Origin of the sequence: Burkholderia oklahomensis C6786 (assembly GCF_000959365.1) — a bacterium.
GTDB lineage: Bacteria > Pseudomonadota > Gammaproteobacteria > Burkholderiales > Burkholderiaceae > Burkholderia > Burkholderia oklahomensis.
This window is the reverse complement of sequence record NZ_CP009555.1, coordinates 1537400-1551601: the sequence shown is the minus strand read 5'-3', so window position 1 is coordinate 1551601 and position 14202 is coordinate 1537400. Positions and strand designations below refer to the sequence as shown.

The following is a 14202-nucleotide window of genomic DNA, read 5'->3' as shown; positions in this document are numbered from 1 at the left end:
CGATCAGCCTTCTTCGATATCGAACAGCGCATCGAGCGCGGCGAGGCTCGGCGCGTACGGCGCGCATTCGCGAAAGCCTTGCTGCAGGAACGATTCGATGCGCGGGTAAAGCGCGATCGCGCGGTCGAGCTGCGCGTCGCGGCCGGGCGCGTACGCGCCGACCGCGATCAGATCGCGGTTGCGCTGGTAGCGCGACAGCATCTGCTTGAACTGGCGCACGCGGTCGAGGTGCGCGTCGTCGATCAGCGCGGTCATCGCGCGGCTGATCGACGCTTCGATGTCGATCGCCGGATAGTGGCCGGCTTCCGCGAGCGAGCGCGACAGCACGATGTGGCCGTCGAGGATCGCGCGCGCGGAATCGGCGATCGGGTCCTGCTGGTCGTCGCCTTCGGTGAGCACCGTGTAGAACGCGGTGATCGAGCCGCCGCCTTGCGGCCCGTTGCCGGTGCGCTCGACGAGCGCCGGCAGCTTCGCGAACACCGACGGCGGATAGCCCTTCGTCGCGGGCGGCTCGCCGATCGCGAGCGCGATCTCGCGCTGCGCCATCGCATAGCGCGTGAGCGAATCCATCAGGAGCAGCACGTGCTTGCCCTGGTCGCGGAAGTATTCGGCGAGCGACGTCGCGTACGCCGCGCCCTGCATCCGCAACAGCGGCGACACGTCGGCCGGCGCGGCGACGACGACCGAGCGCGCGAGCCCGTCCTCGCCGAGGATCTGCTCGATGAATTCCTTCACTTCGCGGCCCCGCTCGCCGATCAGGCCGATCACGATCACCTCGGCGCTCGTGTAGCGCGCCATCGTGCCGAGCAGCACCGACTTGCCGACGCCCGAGCCCGCGAAGAGTCCCATCCGCTGGCCGCGGCCGACGGTGAGGAGCGTGTTGATCGCGCGCACGCCGACGTCGAGCACGTGATGGATCGGCTCGCGTTCGAGCGGGTTGATCGACGGCGCGGCGAGCGGCGCGTCGACCTTCGACGCGAGCGGCCCGAGATTGTCGAGCGGGCGGCCCGACGCGTCGACGACGCGCCCGAGCATTTCCCAGCCGACGGGCAGCCGCTTCGCGCCCGCGAGCGGATCGGCGACGGGCGCGCTTTCGAGCGGCCACACGCGCGCGCCGGGCAGCACGCCCGCGACCGCGGTGGTCGGCATCAGGAACAGGCGGTCGCCCGCGAAGCCGACGACTTCGGCTTCCGCATACGGCAGCGCGCTGCCCGCAGGCAGCTCGATCGTGCATTCGGCGCCGACCGACAGGCGCAGCCCGATCGCTTCGAGCACGAGGCCCGCCGCGCGCGTGAGGCGTCCGCACGGACGCAGCGGCAGCGCGCGCGCGTTGCGCTCGCGCATGCCGTCGAGATGGGTGCGCCAGTGCGAGAGATGCGGATTCGCGAGCGCCGCGCGCGACGTCGCGGGGCTGGTCGCGAGCGGGCGGTGGTGATGAGGGTGCGCACCGGCGCCGATGTCGTGCGACGCCGCATCGACGTGCTCGGGGCCGCGCGACGCGAGCGCGAGCTCGCGTTCGAGCGCGTCGAGTTCGCCGCGGCCGAGCGCGCCGGATGCGTCGCTCACCATGCGCTCACCTTGCCGACCGCGGCCGCGACCCGCTCCCAGCGGGTGCTGAGCGTCGCGTCGATTTCGCCTGTCGATGCTTGCGCGCGGCAGCCGCCGCGCTCGATCGTCGCGTCGGTGCGCACGCTCCAGCCGAGCGTGTCGAGCTCGTCCTTCAGATACGCCTCGACGACGGGCAGATCCGCCGGATTCACGATCAGATGCGGCGCGCCGGCGAGCGCGGGCTCCGCGGCGAGCACCTCGCGCGCGGCCGCGATCAGCGCGGCCGGGTCGTACTGCACGTGCTGGCGCACGACCTGCTGGGCGATCTCGAGCGCGAGCGTCGCGATGTCTTCGGCGAGATCGCGCTCGATGCCCGTGAGCGCGTCGCGAAACGATGCGGCGAGCGCGGCGAGCTGCGCGCTTTGCGTGCGCGCCTCGGCCTGGCCGTCGTCGAAGCCTTTCGCGCGCCCTTGTTCATAGCCTGCCTGATAGCCGAGCGCCTGGCCCTCGACGTGGCCGGCGGCGAGCCCTTCCGCGTGCGCGGCGTCGCGCACCCGCTGCAGTTCGGCGGCGAGCGCGGCGGCCGCCGCGCCGCCGTCGTCGGGCGGCGGGGGCGGCGGCGGATCGAACGAAGCCATTTCCCACCGCTGGTACGCGGTGACGGGCTTGCCCGACGCGCTCGTGCGATCAGACATACGCGTCTTCCGCCTTGCCGCCGATCACGATCTGGCCGCTCTCGGCGAGGTTGCGCACGACCTGCAGGATCTTGCGCTGCTGCGTCTCGACTTCGGACACGCGCACCGGGCCGCGCGCGTCGAGATCCTCGGCGAGCAGCTCGGCCGCGCGCTGCGACATGTTCGACAGAAACTTCTGCCGCAGCGCGGGCGGCGCGCCCTTGAGCGCGACGATCAGCGCTTCCGACTCCACCTCCTTGAGCAAGAGCTGGATCGCGCGGTCCTCGAGCTCGAGCAGGTTCTCGAACACGAACATCTGGTCGATGATCTTCTGCGCGAGGTCCGGATCGTATTGCTTGACGTTCTCGAGCACCGCTTCTTCGTGCACGCTCGTCATGAAGTTCAGGATCTCGGCCGCGGTGCGGATGCCGCCCATCGGCGCGCGCTTCAGGTTGTCGCTGCCGGACAGCAGGCCCGTGAGCACGTCGTCGAGCTCGCGCAGCGCGGTCGGCTGGATGCCGTCGAGCGTCGCGATCCGCAGCAGCACGTCGTTGCGCAGCCGCTCGGTGAAGCACGACGCGATCTCGGACGCCTGGTCGCGGTCGAGGTGCACGAGGATCGTCGCGATGATCTGCGGATGCTCGTTCTTGATCAGCTCGGCGACGGCCGCCGAATCCATCCACTTGAGGCCTTCGATGCCGCTCGTGTCGCTGCCTTGCAGGATGCGGTCGATGAGGACGCCCGCCTTGTCTTCGCCGAGCGCCTTCGTCAGCACCGAGCGGATGTACTCGCTCGAATCGAGCGACAGCGCGGTGTGCTTTTCCGCTTCCACCACGAAGTCGTTCAGCACGCCCTCGACCTCTTCGCGCGTGACGTTCTTCAGCGCGGCCATCGCGGCGCCGATCTTCTGCACCTCGCGCGGCGCGAGGAATTTGAATACCTGCGCGGCCTCTTCCTCGCCGATCGACATCAGCAGGAGCGCGCTCTTGTTCAAGCCTTCAGCGTTCATCGGACACCCAGTTCTTGACGACGGTTGCGACGATCTTCGGATCCTGGCGCGCGATCGTGCGCGCGTAGTCGAGATTGCGTTCGTAGCGGTTCTTCTCGCTTTCGAAGGCGAGGAGGGCCGGGTGCTCGTCGTCCTCGTCGGCGAGCTGCTTCTTGTCGGGGCTCGGCAGGCCGTCGAGCGCGATCGCGTCGTTCGGGCCGTCGAGCGCCGGGACCGCGGCCGCCGCGGGCTCCGCCGGCGGCGGGAACGCGCGGCGCAGCGCCGGGCGCACGAACATGAAGTAGAGCGCGGCGGCCGCGGCGGCGACGCCCAGCCACTTCGCGATGTCCTTGCCGAGCTCGATCATGTCGGGCTGGCGCCACCACGGCAGGTCGGCGAACGGATCGGCGGCCGTCGAGAACGCGCTGTTGACGACGTTGACCGAATCGCCGCGCTTCTCGTCGTAGCCCATCGCGTCCTTCACGAGCTGCTGGATCTGCGCGAGCTTCTCCGCGGTGAGCGGCTGCATCGTCACGCGGCCCTTCGCGTCGGCGGCCGGCTGATAGTTGACGACGACCGCGACCGACAGCCGCTTGATCGTGCCCATCGACTGTTCGACGTGACGCACGGTCTTGTCGAGCTCGTAGTTCGTCGTCGAATCCTTGCGGTCGCTGACGGGCGTCGCCGCCGGGCCGGCCGGCTGGCCGTTGCTCGCGACGATCGGCGCGGACGCCGGCTGCGGCGGCGTGTTCGACAGCGCGCCCGGCACGCCCGACGCGCCGCTTTGCGCGAGCTCGGTCGCGGTGCTCGTCTGCTGGCTGCGGATCGCGGTCTGCTGCGGCGCGCCGTTCGGGCCGTAGCTCTCCGAGGTCTGCTCGATCTTCGAGAAATCGACGTCGGCGCTCACCTGCGAGCGCGCGTTGCCGGCGCCGAAGATCGGCGCGAGGATCGCGTCGATGCGCTTTTGCGTGTTGCGCTCGATCTGCTGCACGTACTTGAGCTGGCTCGCGTCGAGGCCGGACGCCGACGCGGTTTGCGTGAGCAGGTTGCCGTCCTGGTCGACGATCGTCACGTTCTTCGCGGGCATGTCGGGCACGCTCGACGACACCATCCGCGTGACGGCGAGCACCTGGCCTTCGTCGAGCACGCGGCCCGGATACAGATCGACGAGCACGGACGCCGACGGCGCCTCGCGGTCGCGCACGAACACCGACGGCTTCGGGATCGCGAGATGCACGCGCGCCGAGCGCACCGTGTTGATCGATTCGATCGTGCGCTGCAGCTCGCCTTCGAGCGCGCGCTGATAGTTGACCTGCTCGGCGAACTGGCTGATCCCGAATTTCTGGTTGTCCATCAGCTCGAAGCCGACCGAGCCGCCCTTCGGCAGCCCCATCGACGCGAGCTTGAGGCGCGTTTCGTGGACCTGGTTCGCGGGCACGAGGACCGCGCCGCCCGCGTCGGCGAACTTGTAGGGAACGTTTGCCTGCTGGAGCGCGGCGATGATCGCGCCGCCGTCGCGGTCCGACAGATTGCTGTAGAGCACGCGGTAGTCGGGCGCGCGGCTCCAGAGCACGAGCGCGACGATCGCGGCGATCGCGAGCGCCGCGCCGATCAGGAACGGCAGGCGCGGGTTCGTCTTCATCCGGGCGAGGCCGGGGATGCGCTCGGCGAAGCCGCCCAGGCCGAAATCCGCGCCGCCCGCCGCCGCGCCCGGCAGCGCGCCCGCCGCGGCCGCGGCTTGCGGCGACGCACCCGTCAGGCTCGAACGGGCGTCGGGATTGATCAGCGAGTTGGCCTGCGAGTCCATGCGTCGAGTATCTCCACTGCGGGCTGAGTGCCGGCTCGGCAGAGCAGGCGGACATTGACACGGTGCGATTATCCGCAACGCGGTCAAGCGCGATCGGGCGAATAGAGCGGGGTTTCGCCCGTACTTCTCCGGCTTTCGCCGTGGCGCGGCTGCTATGCTTTTTCGCAATCCGGCCCTCGCGACGCTCGCGGGAAGCCGGAGTTCCCCCCGCCGGGCCCGCGCGGCCCGGCTTCTTCTGCGGAGATCACATGGTTGCCCCCGTCAACGGAATCGCTTCGGCGCTGCAACAAATGCAGGCGATGGCCGCTCAGGCCGCGGGCGGAGCGGCGAGTCCGACGGCGGCGCTCGCCGGTTCCGGCGCGGCGACGGCCGGCTCGTTCGCGAGCGCGATGAAGGCGTCGCTCGACAAGATCAGCGGCGACCAGCAAAAGGCGCTCGGCGAGGCCCGGGCGTTCGAGCTCGGCGCGCAGAACGTGTCGCTGAACGACGTGATGGTCGACATGCAGAAAGCCAACATCGGCTTTCAGTTCGGACTCCAGGTGCGCAACAAGTTAGTGAGCGCCTACAACGAGATCATGCAGATGTCCGTCTGACGGACCTTGCTCCGCGTCATTTTTCTAAAGCTTTCGGGCTTCCTTACCGATAACGTCGGTACAAGGCCGCGCCGTGCCGTGCACGGAGCGGTGGTATCGGATCGAATGCACCAAAGAGGAGGAGCGCCATGTTTACCCCAGGCCACGCTGGAGCCAGCGCCTATGCGCGCGTCGGCGTCGAAACAGGGGTGATGGGCGCGTCTCCCCACCGGCTCATCGCAATGCTCTACCAAGGCGCGCGCCAGGCGATCGCGCACGCGCGGCTGCATCTGCAGCAAGGCAACGTCGCCGCGCGCGGCGAGGCGATCGGCAAGGCGATCCGCATCGTCGAGAGCGGCCTGCAGCAGTCGCTGAACCTCGACGCCGGCGGCGATGTCGCGTCCCGCCTCGACGCGCTCTACGCGTACATCTGCCGGCGTCTGCTGCAGGCGAACGTCGACGCGAGCGAAGCGATGCTGATCGAGGTCGACGGCCTTCTCGCGACGCTCGAGGACGCATGGACGGGCATCGGGCCCGAAGTCGCCAGGATGACCGCACAAGCAGGAACGGAACAGTCGCGATGAACCGGAAGGACGCATACTTTGCCCGCTACGAAGCGATCGCCGACGTGTCCGGACGGATGCTCGTCGCGGCCCGCGATGCGTCGTGGCATGCGCTGAGCGGGCTGCAGGACGAGTATCTGCGGCTCGTCGATGGGCTGAGGGAGGCCGAGCAGGGCGTCCTGCTCGACGACGCCGAGCGCACCCGCAAGTTCGAGCTGATCCGCCGCATCCTCGCCGATGACGCCGCGATCCGCGATCTCGCGAGTCCCGAGGTCGCGCGGCTGTCCGCGTTCATCCACGCGGGCCGCTCGACGCTGAAGGACTTGTACCGGGCGCGCGGCTGAAGGCGGGCGGGGCGCGCCGCCGCCTTCGCGCCGGCTTGCGCGGACGAACGGCGCGCGTTCGTTTCCGCGGATTGCCCGATTTTCATCCGGCGCGCGTCAGGATTCACGATGACCGGTATCGACACCGCTGCCGCCGCCATCCTGGCGAGCCGCATCGACAGCCTTCTCGACGCGATCCAGCCCTCGGCGGGCGGCGCGGCGGCGCCGCAGGTCGGCACGTCCGGCGCGCCGCCCGCCACCGCGCCGCCGCAGGGCGCGACAGGCGCACCGCCGCCCGCGTCCGCGCAGGCCGCGCTGTCCGAGGTCGGGCTCACGCTCGACGCGATTTCCCGCTACGGCGGCGGCGCGACGCCCGCCGTGATCGGCGCCGCGCCGCTGCTGCCCGCGCCGCCCGCTTCCGCCGCGCAGGCGGCGGCGCTGCTCGAGCCGTTGTTCCTGCCGCTCGATACCGGCGCCGGCAATGCCGCGCCGTCCGCTGCCGCGCAGACCGCCGCGCAGGCGCCACCTGCCGGGTCGCCCGCCGCCGCGCTGAGCGCCGCGCTCGCGCAGGCTGTCGGGGACAGCGGCCTCTTCTACGAATCCCATCTCGCTCAATGGCTCGCCGGCCAGCGCACGACGGCCGAGCTCGCACGCGAGCCGCAGGCGCGACTGGCGAGGGGCGGCCAGCCGGGCGCGCAGACCGCCCAGGCGGGCGATGCGCTCGACGACGCGCTTGCCGATCTGCTCGCCGCACGCCTGCCGCTGCCGCAAGGCGGCCGTGACGCGCCCGCGCAGGCGGCCGCGCGCGGTCCGGGGCAGGCCGCGGGCGATGCGGGCGAAGGCGCGGCGGCGGGCCGCGCACCGCCGAACGCGGCGGCGCTCGCGCGCTCCGTCGACGCGTACACGGCGCTCGCCGACGCGGACGGCAAGCCTGCCGCCGCGCCATCCGCGCAGACGGCCGGCGCGCGAGCCGGCCTGCCGCCTTCGGACGCCGACACGCCGGCATCGGTCGCGGCATCGCTGCATGCGGCGACGCTGCCGATCGTGCGTCAGCAGCTCGATCTGCTCGCGACCGATCAGTTTCGCTGGATCGGCGAGGCGTGGCCGGGCGCGCGGCTCGACTGGACGATCGAGCCGGACGAGCGGCACGGCCGCGAACGGCCCGCGCCCGACGCCGATTTTCCGGACGCGGGCGGCTGGCGCACGCGCCTCACGCTCGCGCTGCCGTCGCTCGGCACGATCGACGCGGAGCTCGTGCTGAACGGCGAGCAGCTCGCCGCGCGGCTGCGCGCGACCGAGGCGGGCGCGGCGCGGCTCGCACCGCACGGCGACGCGCTGCGCGCCCGCCTGCAGGCGCTCGGCCTGCAAGTGAGCGACCTGTCGATTCGCGCGATCGACGGCGTGCCGGACGGCTTCGGCACGACGGTTGCGCGGGCGGCGGCGGCGTCCGCGTACGCGCGTGCGGCCGCGGGCGGTGAAGCGGGGCAGATGGGTGCGGCGGGCTTGGCGGGGGCGGCCGGGACGGCAAGCGCCGAGCGTCGGGTGCCGCCTTCGTCGACCGAGGCCGACGACGACTGGGAGCTCACGCGATGAGCGGGCCGAAGCGCAAGAGCGCCGCGGTGCTCGCCTACGACGCGAAGGGCGGCGATGCCGCGCCGCGCGTCGTCGCGAAGGGCTACGGGCTCGTCGCCGAGCGGATCATCGAGCGGGCGCGCGACGCCGGGCTGTACGTGCATACCGCGCCCGAGATGGTGTCGCTGCTGATGCAGGTCGATCTCGACGCGCGGATTCCGCCGCAGCTGTACCAGGCGGTCGCGGAGTTGCTCGCATGGCTGTATGCGCTCGAGAGCGGCGCGGGCGTGGGCGATGGCGGCGGCGCGCAGCCGGTCTTTCCGCCGCTGCCGAAACGCTGAATGCGAGACGTCGCGGCGTCCCGCGGTGCGCCGCGGCTCGGTGCGACGAGGAATTGCGCGACGACGGAACGGCGCGACGGCCATGCCCGCCCCGACCGTCCAACCGTCCAACCGTCCAACCGTCCGCCCACAGCATTGAGTCCGCCGGCATTTTATGTAATGATATCCATTCTCATTTAATTAAAGCGGGCGGCACGCGACTCGGTTGCGCGCCGCCCGATGTTTTGTGCGAATGGAAGCCGAAGCGTGAACGCGCCCGAATCGATCGAAAAACACACCGGCGTCGTGGTGCCGTATCCGGGCGTGCCGAGGAAGCTCGGCGACGCCGAGCTGGCCGAACGCCGCCGCCGCTCACGGCGCGCGACGTTCATCAAGTGGCTGCGCAAGGTGCACGGCTGGGTCGGCTTGTGGGGCGCGGTGCTCGGCCTCCTGTTCGGCGTGACGGGCGTGCTGCTCAATCACCGCGCGCCGCCGCTCAAGATCTCGTCCGGCGAGCCGCAGGTCAGCCAGTTGCAGCTCGCGCTGCCGTCGCCCGCGCCCGCGACGCCCGTCGCGATGGCCGCTTGGGTCGGGCGCGAGCTCGCGTTCGACGGCCGGCTCGGCCGCATTCGGAAGGAGCCGGCGCAGCCCGTCGCATGGGGCGAGCGCCGCGTCACGCAGCCCGAGCACTGGCAGTTCGGCATCTTCGGCCCGCACGGCAACGTGCAGGTCGAGTACTGGATGGGGAACGGCTACGCGTCGGTGAAGCGCACCGACAACGCATTCCTCACGACGCTCAACAACTTGCACCGCGGCGTCGGAATGAATCTGTTCTGGGTGCTGCTGATGGATACGATCGCGGGTTCGATGGTTCTGCTGTCGCTGACGGGCGTGCTGCTCTGGACCGAGCTCAACAAGCGGCGCACGGTCGGTGTCGTGCTCGTCGTCGGCTCGGTCGCCGCGGCGCTCGCGGCGGGCTTGTCCTGACGGCCGATCGCGATGCGAGTTCCGGGGCGTCGCGTCGCGGCGTGCGGTGCGCTTCGTCGTCGATATCGAATCGGCGCGCATCGCACGGCACATCGAGTTCCGCGCGGGCCGTGCCTTCTTTCGCTGTCGAGTTGACTGCCGGATGAGCGGCCTTCCATCCGCGGCGCCGGAGCGTCGGCCGGAATATGCCGTTTCCCGCCTGTCTGCTTCTACGCACGCAAGCCGAGCCGACGAAAAAAAAGCCTGCCTGAGCGGGCAATTCCTCGATGCGGATGAGCGCTGACCGAATGGCCGGACAGTCGCGTGATCAAGCGGGCGACCGATCCATGATCGACCGGCGACCGGCGAACAACATACGGCGGCGAACAACGAGCCGAAAGACGAAGAGCGACGAAGCCGGCCAGTGATCGATGTGCGCCGTCGCCGCGCTAAATCCCACAGGCGGCATCGCTGCTAGCAGCCATCTCCCGCGCCGCTTTCGCCCCTTCGACCTGCAGGAGCGTCGGCAGCGACACACCGTTCTTCGCCGCCGTCACTTCGGCGAGAATCGACACCGCGATCTCCGGCGGCGTGCGGCTGCCGATGTAGATGCCCGCCGGGCCATGCAGCCGCGCGAGCTCCGCCGCGCTCAGATCGAACTCGCGCAGCCGCTCGCGCCGCGCCTGGCTGTTGCGCCGCGAGCCGAGCGCGCCGACGTAGAATGCCGGCGTCTTCAGCGCCTCCATCAGCGCGAGATCGTCGAGCTTCGGATCGTGCGTCAACGCGATCACCGCCGAGCGGCGGTCGAGCCGCATGTCGAGCACGGCGTCGTCGGGCATCGTCCGCACGAGCCGCGTGCCCGGCACGTCCCACGCGTCCGTGTACGCTTCGCGCGGATCGCAGACCGTCACCTGATAGTCGAGCCCGACCGCGATCTGGCACAGATAGCGCGACAGTTGCCCCGCTCCGATCACGAGCATCCGGTATCGCGGCCCGTGAATCGTCACGAGGCGCGCGCCGTCGAAGTAGAGCCCATCGGTCGCGATCGCGGGCGCGAGCGCCGCTTCGCCCGTCGCGAGATCGAGCGTGCGCGTCACGAGCCGGCCGCGCTCGACCGCGTCGCACAGCGCCGCGATGCCGCTTGTCGGCGCGAGCGGCTCGAGCACGAGCTCGATCGTGCCGCCGCAAGGCAGGCCGAAGCGATGCGCCTCTTCGGCCGTCACGCCGTACTTGACCGCCTCGGGCCGCGCCCAGCTCGCGACGCCCGACGCCTGCACGCGCGCGATCAGATCGTCCTCGATGCAGCCGCCCGACACCGAGCCGACGACGAGCCCGTCGTCGCGCACCGCGAGCATCGCGCCCTCCGGGCGCGGCGACGACCCCCAGGTCCGCACGACCGTCACGAGCAACGCGCGGCGGCCTTCGCCAAGCCAGCGCGCGCCCGTTCTCAGCACGTCGAGATCCATGCTTTCCATGATTGATCCGGTCCTTGCGACGTCCCGGCCGGCGGAAATGCCGGCCGCTCGATGGCGCGATTATGGCGCGTCCGATGAAAGCGTGCATGAGCGGTCGCGCGCGCAAAAAAAAACGCTCCCGGAAGTCGGGAGCGCTTGTCGCGCGCGTCGGCGAGCCGCCCGGGGCAGGCTCGCCGCGCGCGATACGCGGGAAACGCGTCAGTGCTGCTCGGCGCCGTGCGCGAGCTTCGAATGACGGCGCGAGTACGCGAAGTACACGAAGAGGCCGATCACGAGCCACGTCCCGAACGCAATCCACGTGACGGGCTGCAGGTTCAGCATCAGGAACAGGCACGCGGCGACCGCGAGGATCGGCACCACCGGCACGCCCGGGCAGCGGAACGCGCGCGGCAGATCCGGGTGCGTGCGGCGCAGCACGAGCACCGCGATCGACACCATCGAGAACGCGGCGAGCGTGCCGATGTTGATCAGCTCGGCGAGCACGTTGAGCGGGATCAGCGCGGCGATCAGGCCGAAGAACAGGCCGACGAGCCAGGTCGTCAGGAACGGCGTCGCGAAGCGCGGATGCACGCGCGACAGCGCGGCGGGCAGCAGGCCGTCGCGCGACATCGCGAAGATGATCCGGGTCTGGCCGTAGCTCATCACGAGAATCACGGTCAGCATGCCGACGACGGCGCCGAGGTCGATGAAGCCCGCGACCCACTTCTCGCCCGCGACTTGCAGCGCGTACGAGATCGGATGCGAGACGTTCGCGTACTGCGCCCACGGCACGATGCCCGTCGCGATGGCCGCGACCGCGACGTACAGGAACGCGCACACGCCGAGCGACGCGATGATGCCGATCGGCAGATCGCGCTTCGGATTCTTCACTTCCTCGGCCGCCGACGACACCGCGTCGAAGCCGATGAACGCGAAGAACATCACGGCCGCCGCGCCGAACACGCCGTTCCAGCCGTGCGGCATGAACGGCTTCCAGTTCGCGGGCGTCACGTGGAAGACGCCGACCGCGATCACGAGCAGCACGACCGCGACCTTGATGAACACCATGATGTTGTTCACGCGCGTCGACTCGCGGATGCCGATCGACAGCAGCGTCGTGATGATGATCATCACGAGGAACGCGGGCAGGTTGAAGTAGGTGACGACGCCCGGCAGCGCGCCCGGCGCGGCGGTGAGCGCCGCGGGCAGCGACACGCCGAAGCCCTGCAGCAGCGACTGCAGGTAGCCGGACCAGCCGACCGACACCGCGGACGCCGCGAGCCCGTATTCGAGCATCAGGTCCCAGCCGATGATCCACGCGACGAGCTCGCCGAGGGTCGCGTACGAATACGTGTAGATCGAGCCGGCGACGGGGATCGTCGATGCGAATTCGGCGTACGACAGCGCGGCGAGGCCGCATGCGATCGCCGCGACCACGAACGCCAGCATCAGCGCGGGGCCGGCCTGCACGGCGCCCGTGCCGGTCAGCACGAAGATGCCGGTGCCGATGATCGCGCCGATGCCGAGAAAGGTGAGGTCGACCGCGCCGAGCGCCTTCTTGAGGCCGGCCGCGTGCGCGCCGGCGATCATGCGGTCGACGTTTTTCTTGCGGAAAAGAGACATTGCGAAGGATTACCGGAAACGCGAGACGCGCCGGAAAGTGGAAAATCCGCCATTTTAGCGGATGTGGCGCGCTTGCCCGTGCCGGACGATGCGCAATCGCGCCGTGAGCCGCAAAAAATCGTCCAATGAAAACAACCGCTTGCGCGCGGCGCGGCGCTGCGCCGCGGGACGCGTCGGCCGTACGGGGAACGCGCGTCGCGCTACGCGCCGATTGCCGGGTTCATGTCGACGAGCCGGTTGCTCATCACGTAGAACGTGAGCTCCGCGTTGTTCGACAACTTCATCTTCTCGAGGAGCCGCGTGCGGTAGACGCTGACCGTCTTCACCGACAACGACAGCGCGTGCGCGATGTCGGTGAGCCGCTTGCCCGACGCGATCATGCAAAGCGTCTGGTACTCGCGGTCGGACAGCTTCTCGTGCGGCAGCGGCTCGTTCTCGAACGACACGTATTCGGCGAGCGCCTCGGCCATCGCCGGGCTCACGTACTTGCGGCCGGCGGCGACCTGGCTGATCGCCGACACCATCTGCGCGGCGTTGACGGTCTTCGACAGATAGCCGGCCGCGCCCGCCTTCAGCGCGCGCACCGCGAATTGATCCTCGCGGTACATCGAGAACATCAGCACCGGCGTGCCCGGCAGCTTGCGCTTCAGGCGCTTGAGCACCTCGATCCCGTTCATGTCGGGCAGCGAGATGTCGAGCAGGATCACGTCGAACGCGCTCCTGTCGGTGATCGCGAGCGCCTCGCTGCCGCACTCGGCCTCCATCACCTCGCGCGCGATGCCGCGGTCGATCAGCAGTTGACGGATGCCTTGGCGCACGATCGCATGGTCGTCGACGAGCAGGATCTGCAGACTCATCGCGCCTCCTTGCGCATCCTGCGCGCGGCGGCCGGCGTATGCGCGGGGGTGACGAGCGCGGCCCACGCGAAGCGCGCGCAAAGCGCCGTGCCCGTGCCGCTCGAACGCGGCGAAACGAGCTCGAGCGTGCCGCCGAGCGCTTCGCAGCGCGCGCGCATGCTGCCGAGCCCGTAGCCGTGGCGGCGCGTGGCCGGAATGCCCACGCCGTCGTCGGCGATGACGAGGGTCAGATGCGTGTCGTCGACGTCGATCCGCACGTCGGCGGCCGACGCGTGCGCATGCTTGGCAACATTTGCGAGCGCTTCCTGCGCGACGCGGAATACGGCGAGCGTGCCGTCGGCGGAAAGCTGCGTGACGCGCGCGTCGGCTGCGCAGACGAAGCTCGTGCGCAGGCCGGTGCGTGCGCCGTGCGCGCCGATCCATGCGGCGAGCGCGCCGACGAGCCCCGCTTCGAGCGCGGGCGTGCCGAGGCCGTCGATCAGGCGGCGGTTTGCTGCCGTCGCGGCGTCGAGCGCCTGCTGCGCGAGCGCGAGCGCGCGCCGGCATCCGTCGGGCACGTCGTCCGGCAGCCAGGTTTCGATGTTCGCAAGCGCGAAGCGTGCGGCGGTGAGGTCGGCGCCGAGGCCGTCGTGCAGCTCGCCCGCGAGATGGCGGCGCGCGGATTCGTCGGCGGCGACGAGTTCGGCGGACAGTTGCACGACGCGCGCGCCGAGCCGTTCGGCGGCAGGCGGGTGCATGGTAGGGCGGGAAACGAAAGGAATGCCTGCATCGGTCGCAAGGTCGCGCGACGACGAAGCTAGGGCGCCTGCACTCGACAGCGCAATAGACGGCGTATCCATGACTCTCCCTTTCTGTTCAGAAAGCTATTCAGACACCCACTGGAACGACTGCCGACCGCCGCGACCGGCACGGCCTGCCGGGGCGGAGTCAGCAAT

15 protein-coding genes are annotated in these 14202 nt (G+C 70.3%); 7 read left to right on the top strand and 8 right to left on the bottom strand.

Translation table 11 applies throughout. The features are described from left to right. Nucleotides 1-3 precede the first annotated feature (3 nt). The 4 genes from fliI to fliF are packed head-to-tail and all read right to left on the bottom strand — an operon-like array spanning nt 4 to nt 5017. On the bottom strand, nt 4-1569 hold the full coding sequence (gene fliI, locus BG90_RS06925) for a flagellar protein export ATPase FliI (protein WP_010100949.1): 1566 nt from the start codon (nt 1567-1569) through the stop codon (nt 4-6). Further along, nucleotides 1563-2243 carry a flagellar assembly protein FliH gene (fliH, locus tag BG90_RS06920; protein WP_038802823.1) on the bottom strand — a complete coding sequence of 227 codons (681 nt, stop codon included), beginning with the start codon at nt 2241-2243 and terminating at the stop codon, nt 1563-1565. Before fliH ends, fliI begins: the two co-directional genes overlap by 7 nt. After that, on the bottom strand, nt 2236-3231 hold the full coding sequence (fliG, locus tag BG90_RS06915; protein ID WP_010100957.1) for a flagellar motor switch protein FliG: 996 nt from the start codon (nt 3229-3231) through the stop codon (nt 2236-2238). The genes fliH and fliG overlap by 8 nt, the downstream gene beginning before the upstream one ends. Beyond that, a complete protein-coding gene (gene fliF / locus BG90_RS06910; protein WP_045568096.1) occupies nt 3221-5017 on the bottom strand; it encodes a flagellar basal-body MS-ring/collar protein FliF in 1797 nt (598 codons plus the stop codon). Before fliF ends, fliG begins: the two co-directional genes overlap by 11 nt. Before the next feature lie 248 nt (nt 5018-5265). Here fliF and fliE point away from each other — a divergent pair, with 248 nt between their 5' ends. The 7 genes from fliE (at nt 5266) to BG90_RS34805 (ending at nt 9637) form a co-directional block, all read left to right on the top strand. Further along, nucleotides 5266-5610: a flagellar hook-basal body complex protein FliE gene (fliE, locus tag BG90_RS06905; protein WP_025989589.1), complete on the top strand. Its 345-nt coding sequence runs from the start codon at nt 5266-5268 to the stop codon at nt 5608-5610. Between the two features lie 128 nt (nt 5611-5738). Further along, entirely contained in the window at nt 5739-6173 is a 435-nt protein-coding gene (fliS, locus tag BG90_RS06900; RefSeq protein WP_010100971.1) for a flagellar export chaperone FliS, read from the top strand. Next, a complete protein-coding gene (locus tag BG90_RS06895; RefSeq protein ID WP_010100972.1) occupies nt 6170-6496 on the top strand; it encodes a flagellar protein FliT in 327 nt (108 codons plus the stop codon). Before fliS ends, BG90_RS06895 begins: the two co-directional genes overlap by 4 nt. Before the next feature lie 108 nt (nt 6497-6604). Continuing rightward, nucleotides 6605-8068, top strand: a complete 1464-nt coding sequence (fliK, locus tag BG90_RS06890) for a flagellar hook-length control protein FliK (RefSeq protein WP_045568095.1) — start codon at nt 6605-6607, stop codon at nt 8066-8068. Next, nucleotides 8065-8388 carry an EscU/YscU/HrcU family type III secretion system export apparatus switch protein gene (locus BG90_RS06885; protein ID WP_010113349.1) on the top strand — a complete coding sequence of 108 codons (324 nt, stop codon included), beginning with the start codon at nt 8065-8067 and terminating at the stop codon, nt 8386-8388. The genes fliK and BG90_RS06885 overlap by 4 nt, the downstream gene beginning before the upstream one ends. Nucleotides 8389-8634: 246 nt before the next feature. Then, complete coding sequence (locus BG90_RS06880; protein WP_010100979.1) at nt 8635-9354, top strand: PepSY-associated TM helix domain-containing protein; 720 nt, start codon at nt 8635-8637, stop codon at nt 9352-9354. A gap of 46 nt (nt 9355-9400) precedes the next feature. Beyond that, the gene (locus tag BG90_RS34805; RefSeq protein WP_124072317.1) at nt 9401-9637 is read left to right on the top strand and encodes a hypothetical protein; all 237 of its coding nucleotides are present in this window, start codon (nt 9401-9403) and stop codon (nt 9635-9637) included. Nucleotides 9638-9782: 145 nt separating this feature from the next. Here the strand turns inward: BG90_RS34805 and BG90_RS06875 are convergent, their stop codons facing one another. The 4 genes from BG90_RS06875 to BG90_RS06860 form a co-directional block, all read right to left on the bottom strand. Continuing rightward, nucleotides 9783-10808: an XdhC family protein gene (locus tag BG90_RS06875; protein WP_010113351.1), complete on the bottom strand. Its 1026-nt coding sequence runs from the start codon at nt 10806-10808 to the stop codon at nt 9783-9785. Between the two features lie 198 nt (nt 10809-11006). Continuing rightward, on the bottom strand, nt 11007-12410 hold the full coding sequence (locus BG90_RS06870) for a branched-chain amino acid transporter BcaP (protein ID WP_010100983.1): 1404 nt from the start codon (nt 12408-12410) through the stop codon (nt 11007-11009). A 200-nt stretch (nt 12411-12610) separates the two neighbouring features. Next, nucleotides 12611-13267, bottom strand: a complete 657-nt coding sequence (gene rqpR, locus BG90_RS06865; RefSeq protein WP_010113353.1) for a response regulator transcription factor RqpR — start codon at nt 13265-13267, stop codon at nt 12611-12613. Continuing rightward, nucleotides 13264-14106 carry a sensor histidine kinase gene (locus tag BG90_RS06860; protein ID WP_025989590.1) on the bottom strand — a complete coding sequence of 281 codons (843 nt, stop codon included), beginning with the start codon at nt 14104-14106 and terminating at the stop codon, nt 13264-13266. Before BG90_RS06860 ends, rqpR begins: the two co-directional genes overlap by 4 nt. Between the last annotated feature and the right edge of the window lie 96 nt (nt 14107-14202).

Coding starts and splice junctions, on each gene's coding strand:
- fliI (WP_010100949.1), bottom strand. CDS start 1,569: ATGGTGAGCGACGCATCCGGCGCGCTCGGCCGCGGCGAACTCGACGCG.
- fliH (WP_038802823.1), bottom strand. CDS start 2,243: ATGTCTGATCGCACGAGCGCGTCGGGCAAGCCCGTCACCGCGTACCAG.
- fliG (WP_010100957.1), bottom strand. CDS start 3,231: ATGAACGCTGAAGGCTTGAACAAGAGCGCGCTCCTGCTGATGTCGATC.
- fliF (WP_045568096.1), bottom strand. CDS start 5,017: ATGGACTCGCAGGCCAACTCGCTGATCAATCCCGACGCCCGTTCGAGC.
- fliE (WP_025989589.1), top strand. CDS start 5,266: ATGGTTGCCCCCGTCAACGGAATCGCTTCGGCGCTGCAACAAATGCAG.
- fliS (WP_010100971.1), top strand. CDS start 5,739: ATGTTTACCCCAGGCCACGCTGGAGCCAGCGCCTATGCGCGCGTCGGC.
- BG90_RS06895 (WP_010100972.1), top strand. CDS start 6,170: ATGAACCGGAAGGACGCATACTTTGCCCGCTACGAAGCGATCGCCGAC.
- fliK (WP_045568095.1), top strand. CDS start 6,605: ATGACCGGTATCGACACCGCTGCCGCCGCCATCCTGGCGAGCCGCATC.
- BG90_RS06885 (WP_010113349.1), top strand. CDS start 8,065: ATGAGCGGGCCGAAGCGCAAGAGCGCCGCGGTGCTCGCCTACGACGCG.
- BG90_RS06875 (WP_010113351.1), bottom strand. CDS start 10,808: ATGGAAAGCATGGATCTCGACGTGCTGAGAACGGGCGCGCGCTGGCTT.
- BG90_RS06870 (WP_010100983.1), bottom strand. CDS start 12,410: ATGTCTCTTTTCCGCAAGAAAAACGTCGACCGCATGATCGCCGGCGCG.
- rqpR (WP_010113353.1), bottom strand. CDS start 13,267: ATGAGTCTGCAGATCCTGCTCGTCGACGACCATGCGATCGTGCGCCAA.
- BG90_RS06860 (WP_025989590.1), bottom strand. CDS start 14,106: ATGGATACGCCGTCTATTGCGCTGTCGAGTGCAGGCGCCCTAGCTTCG.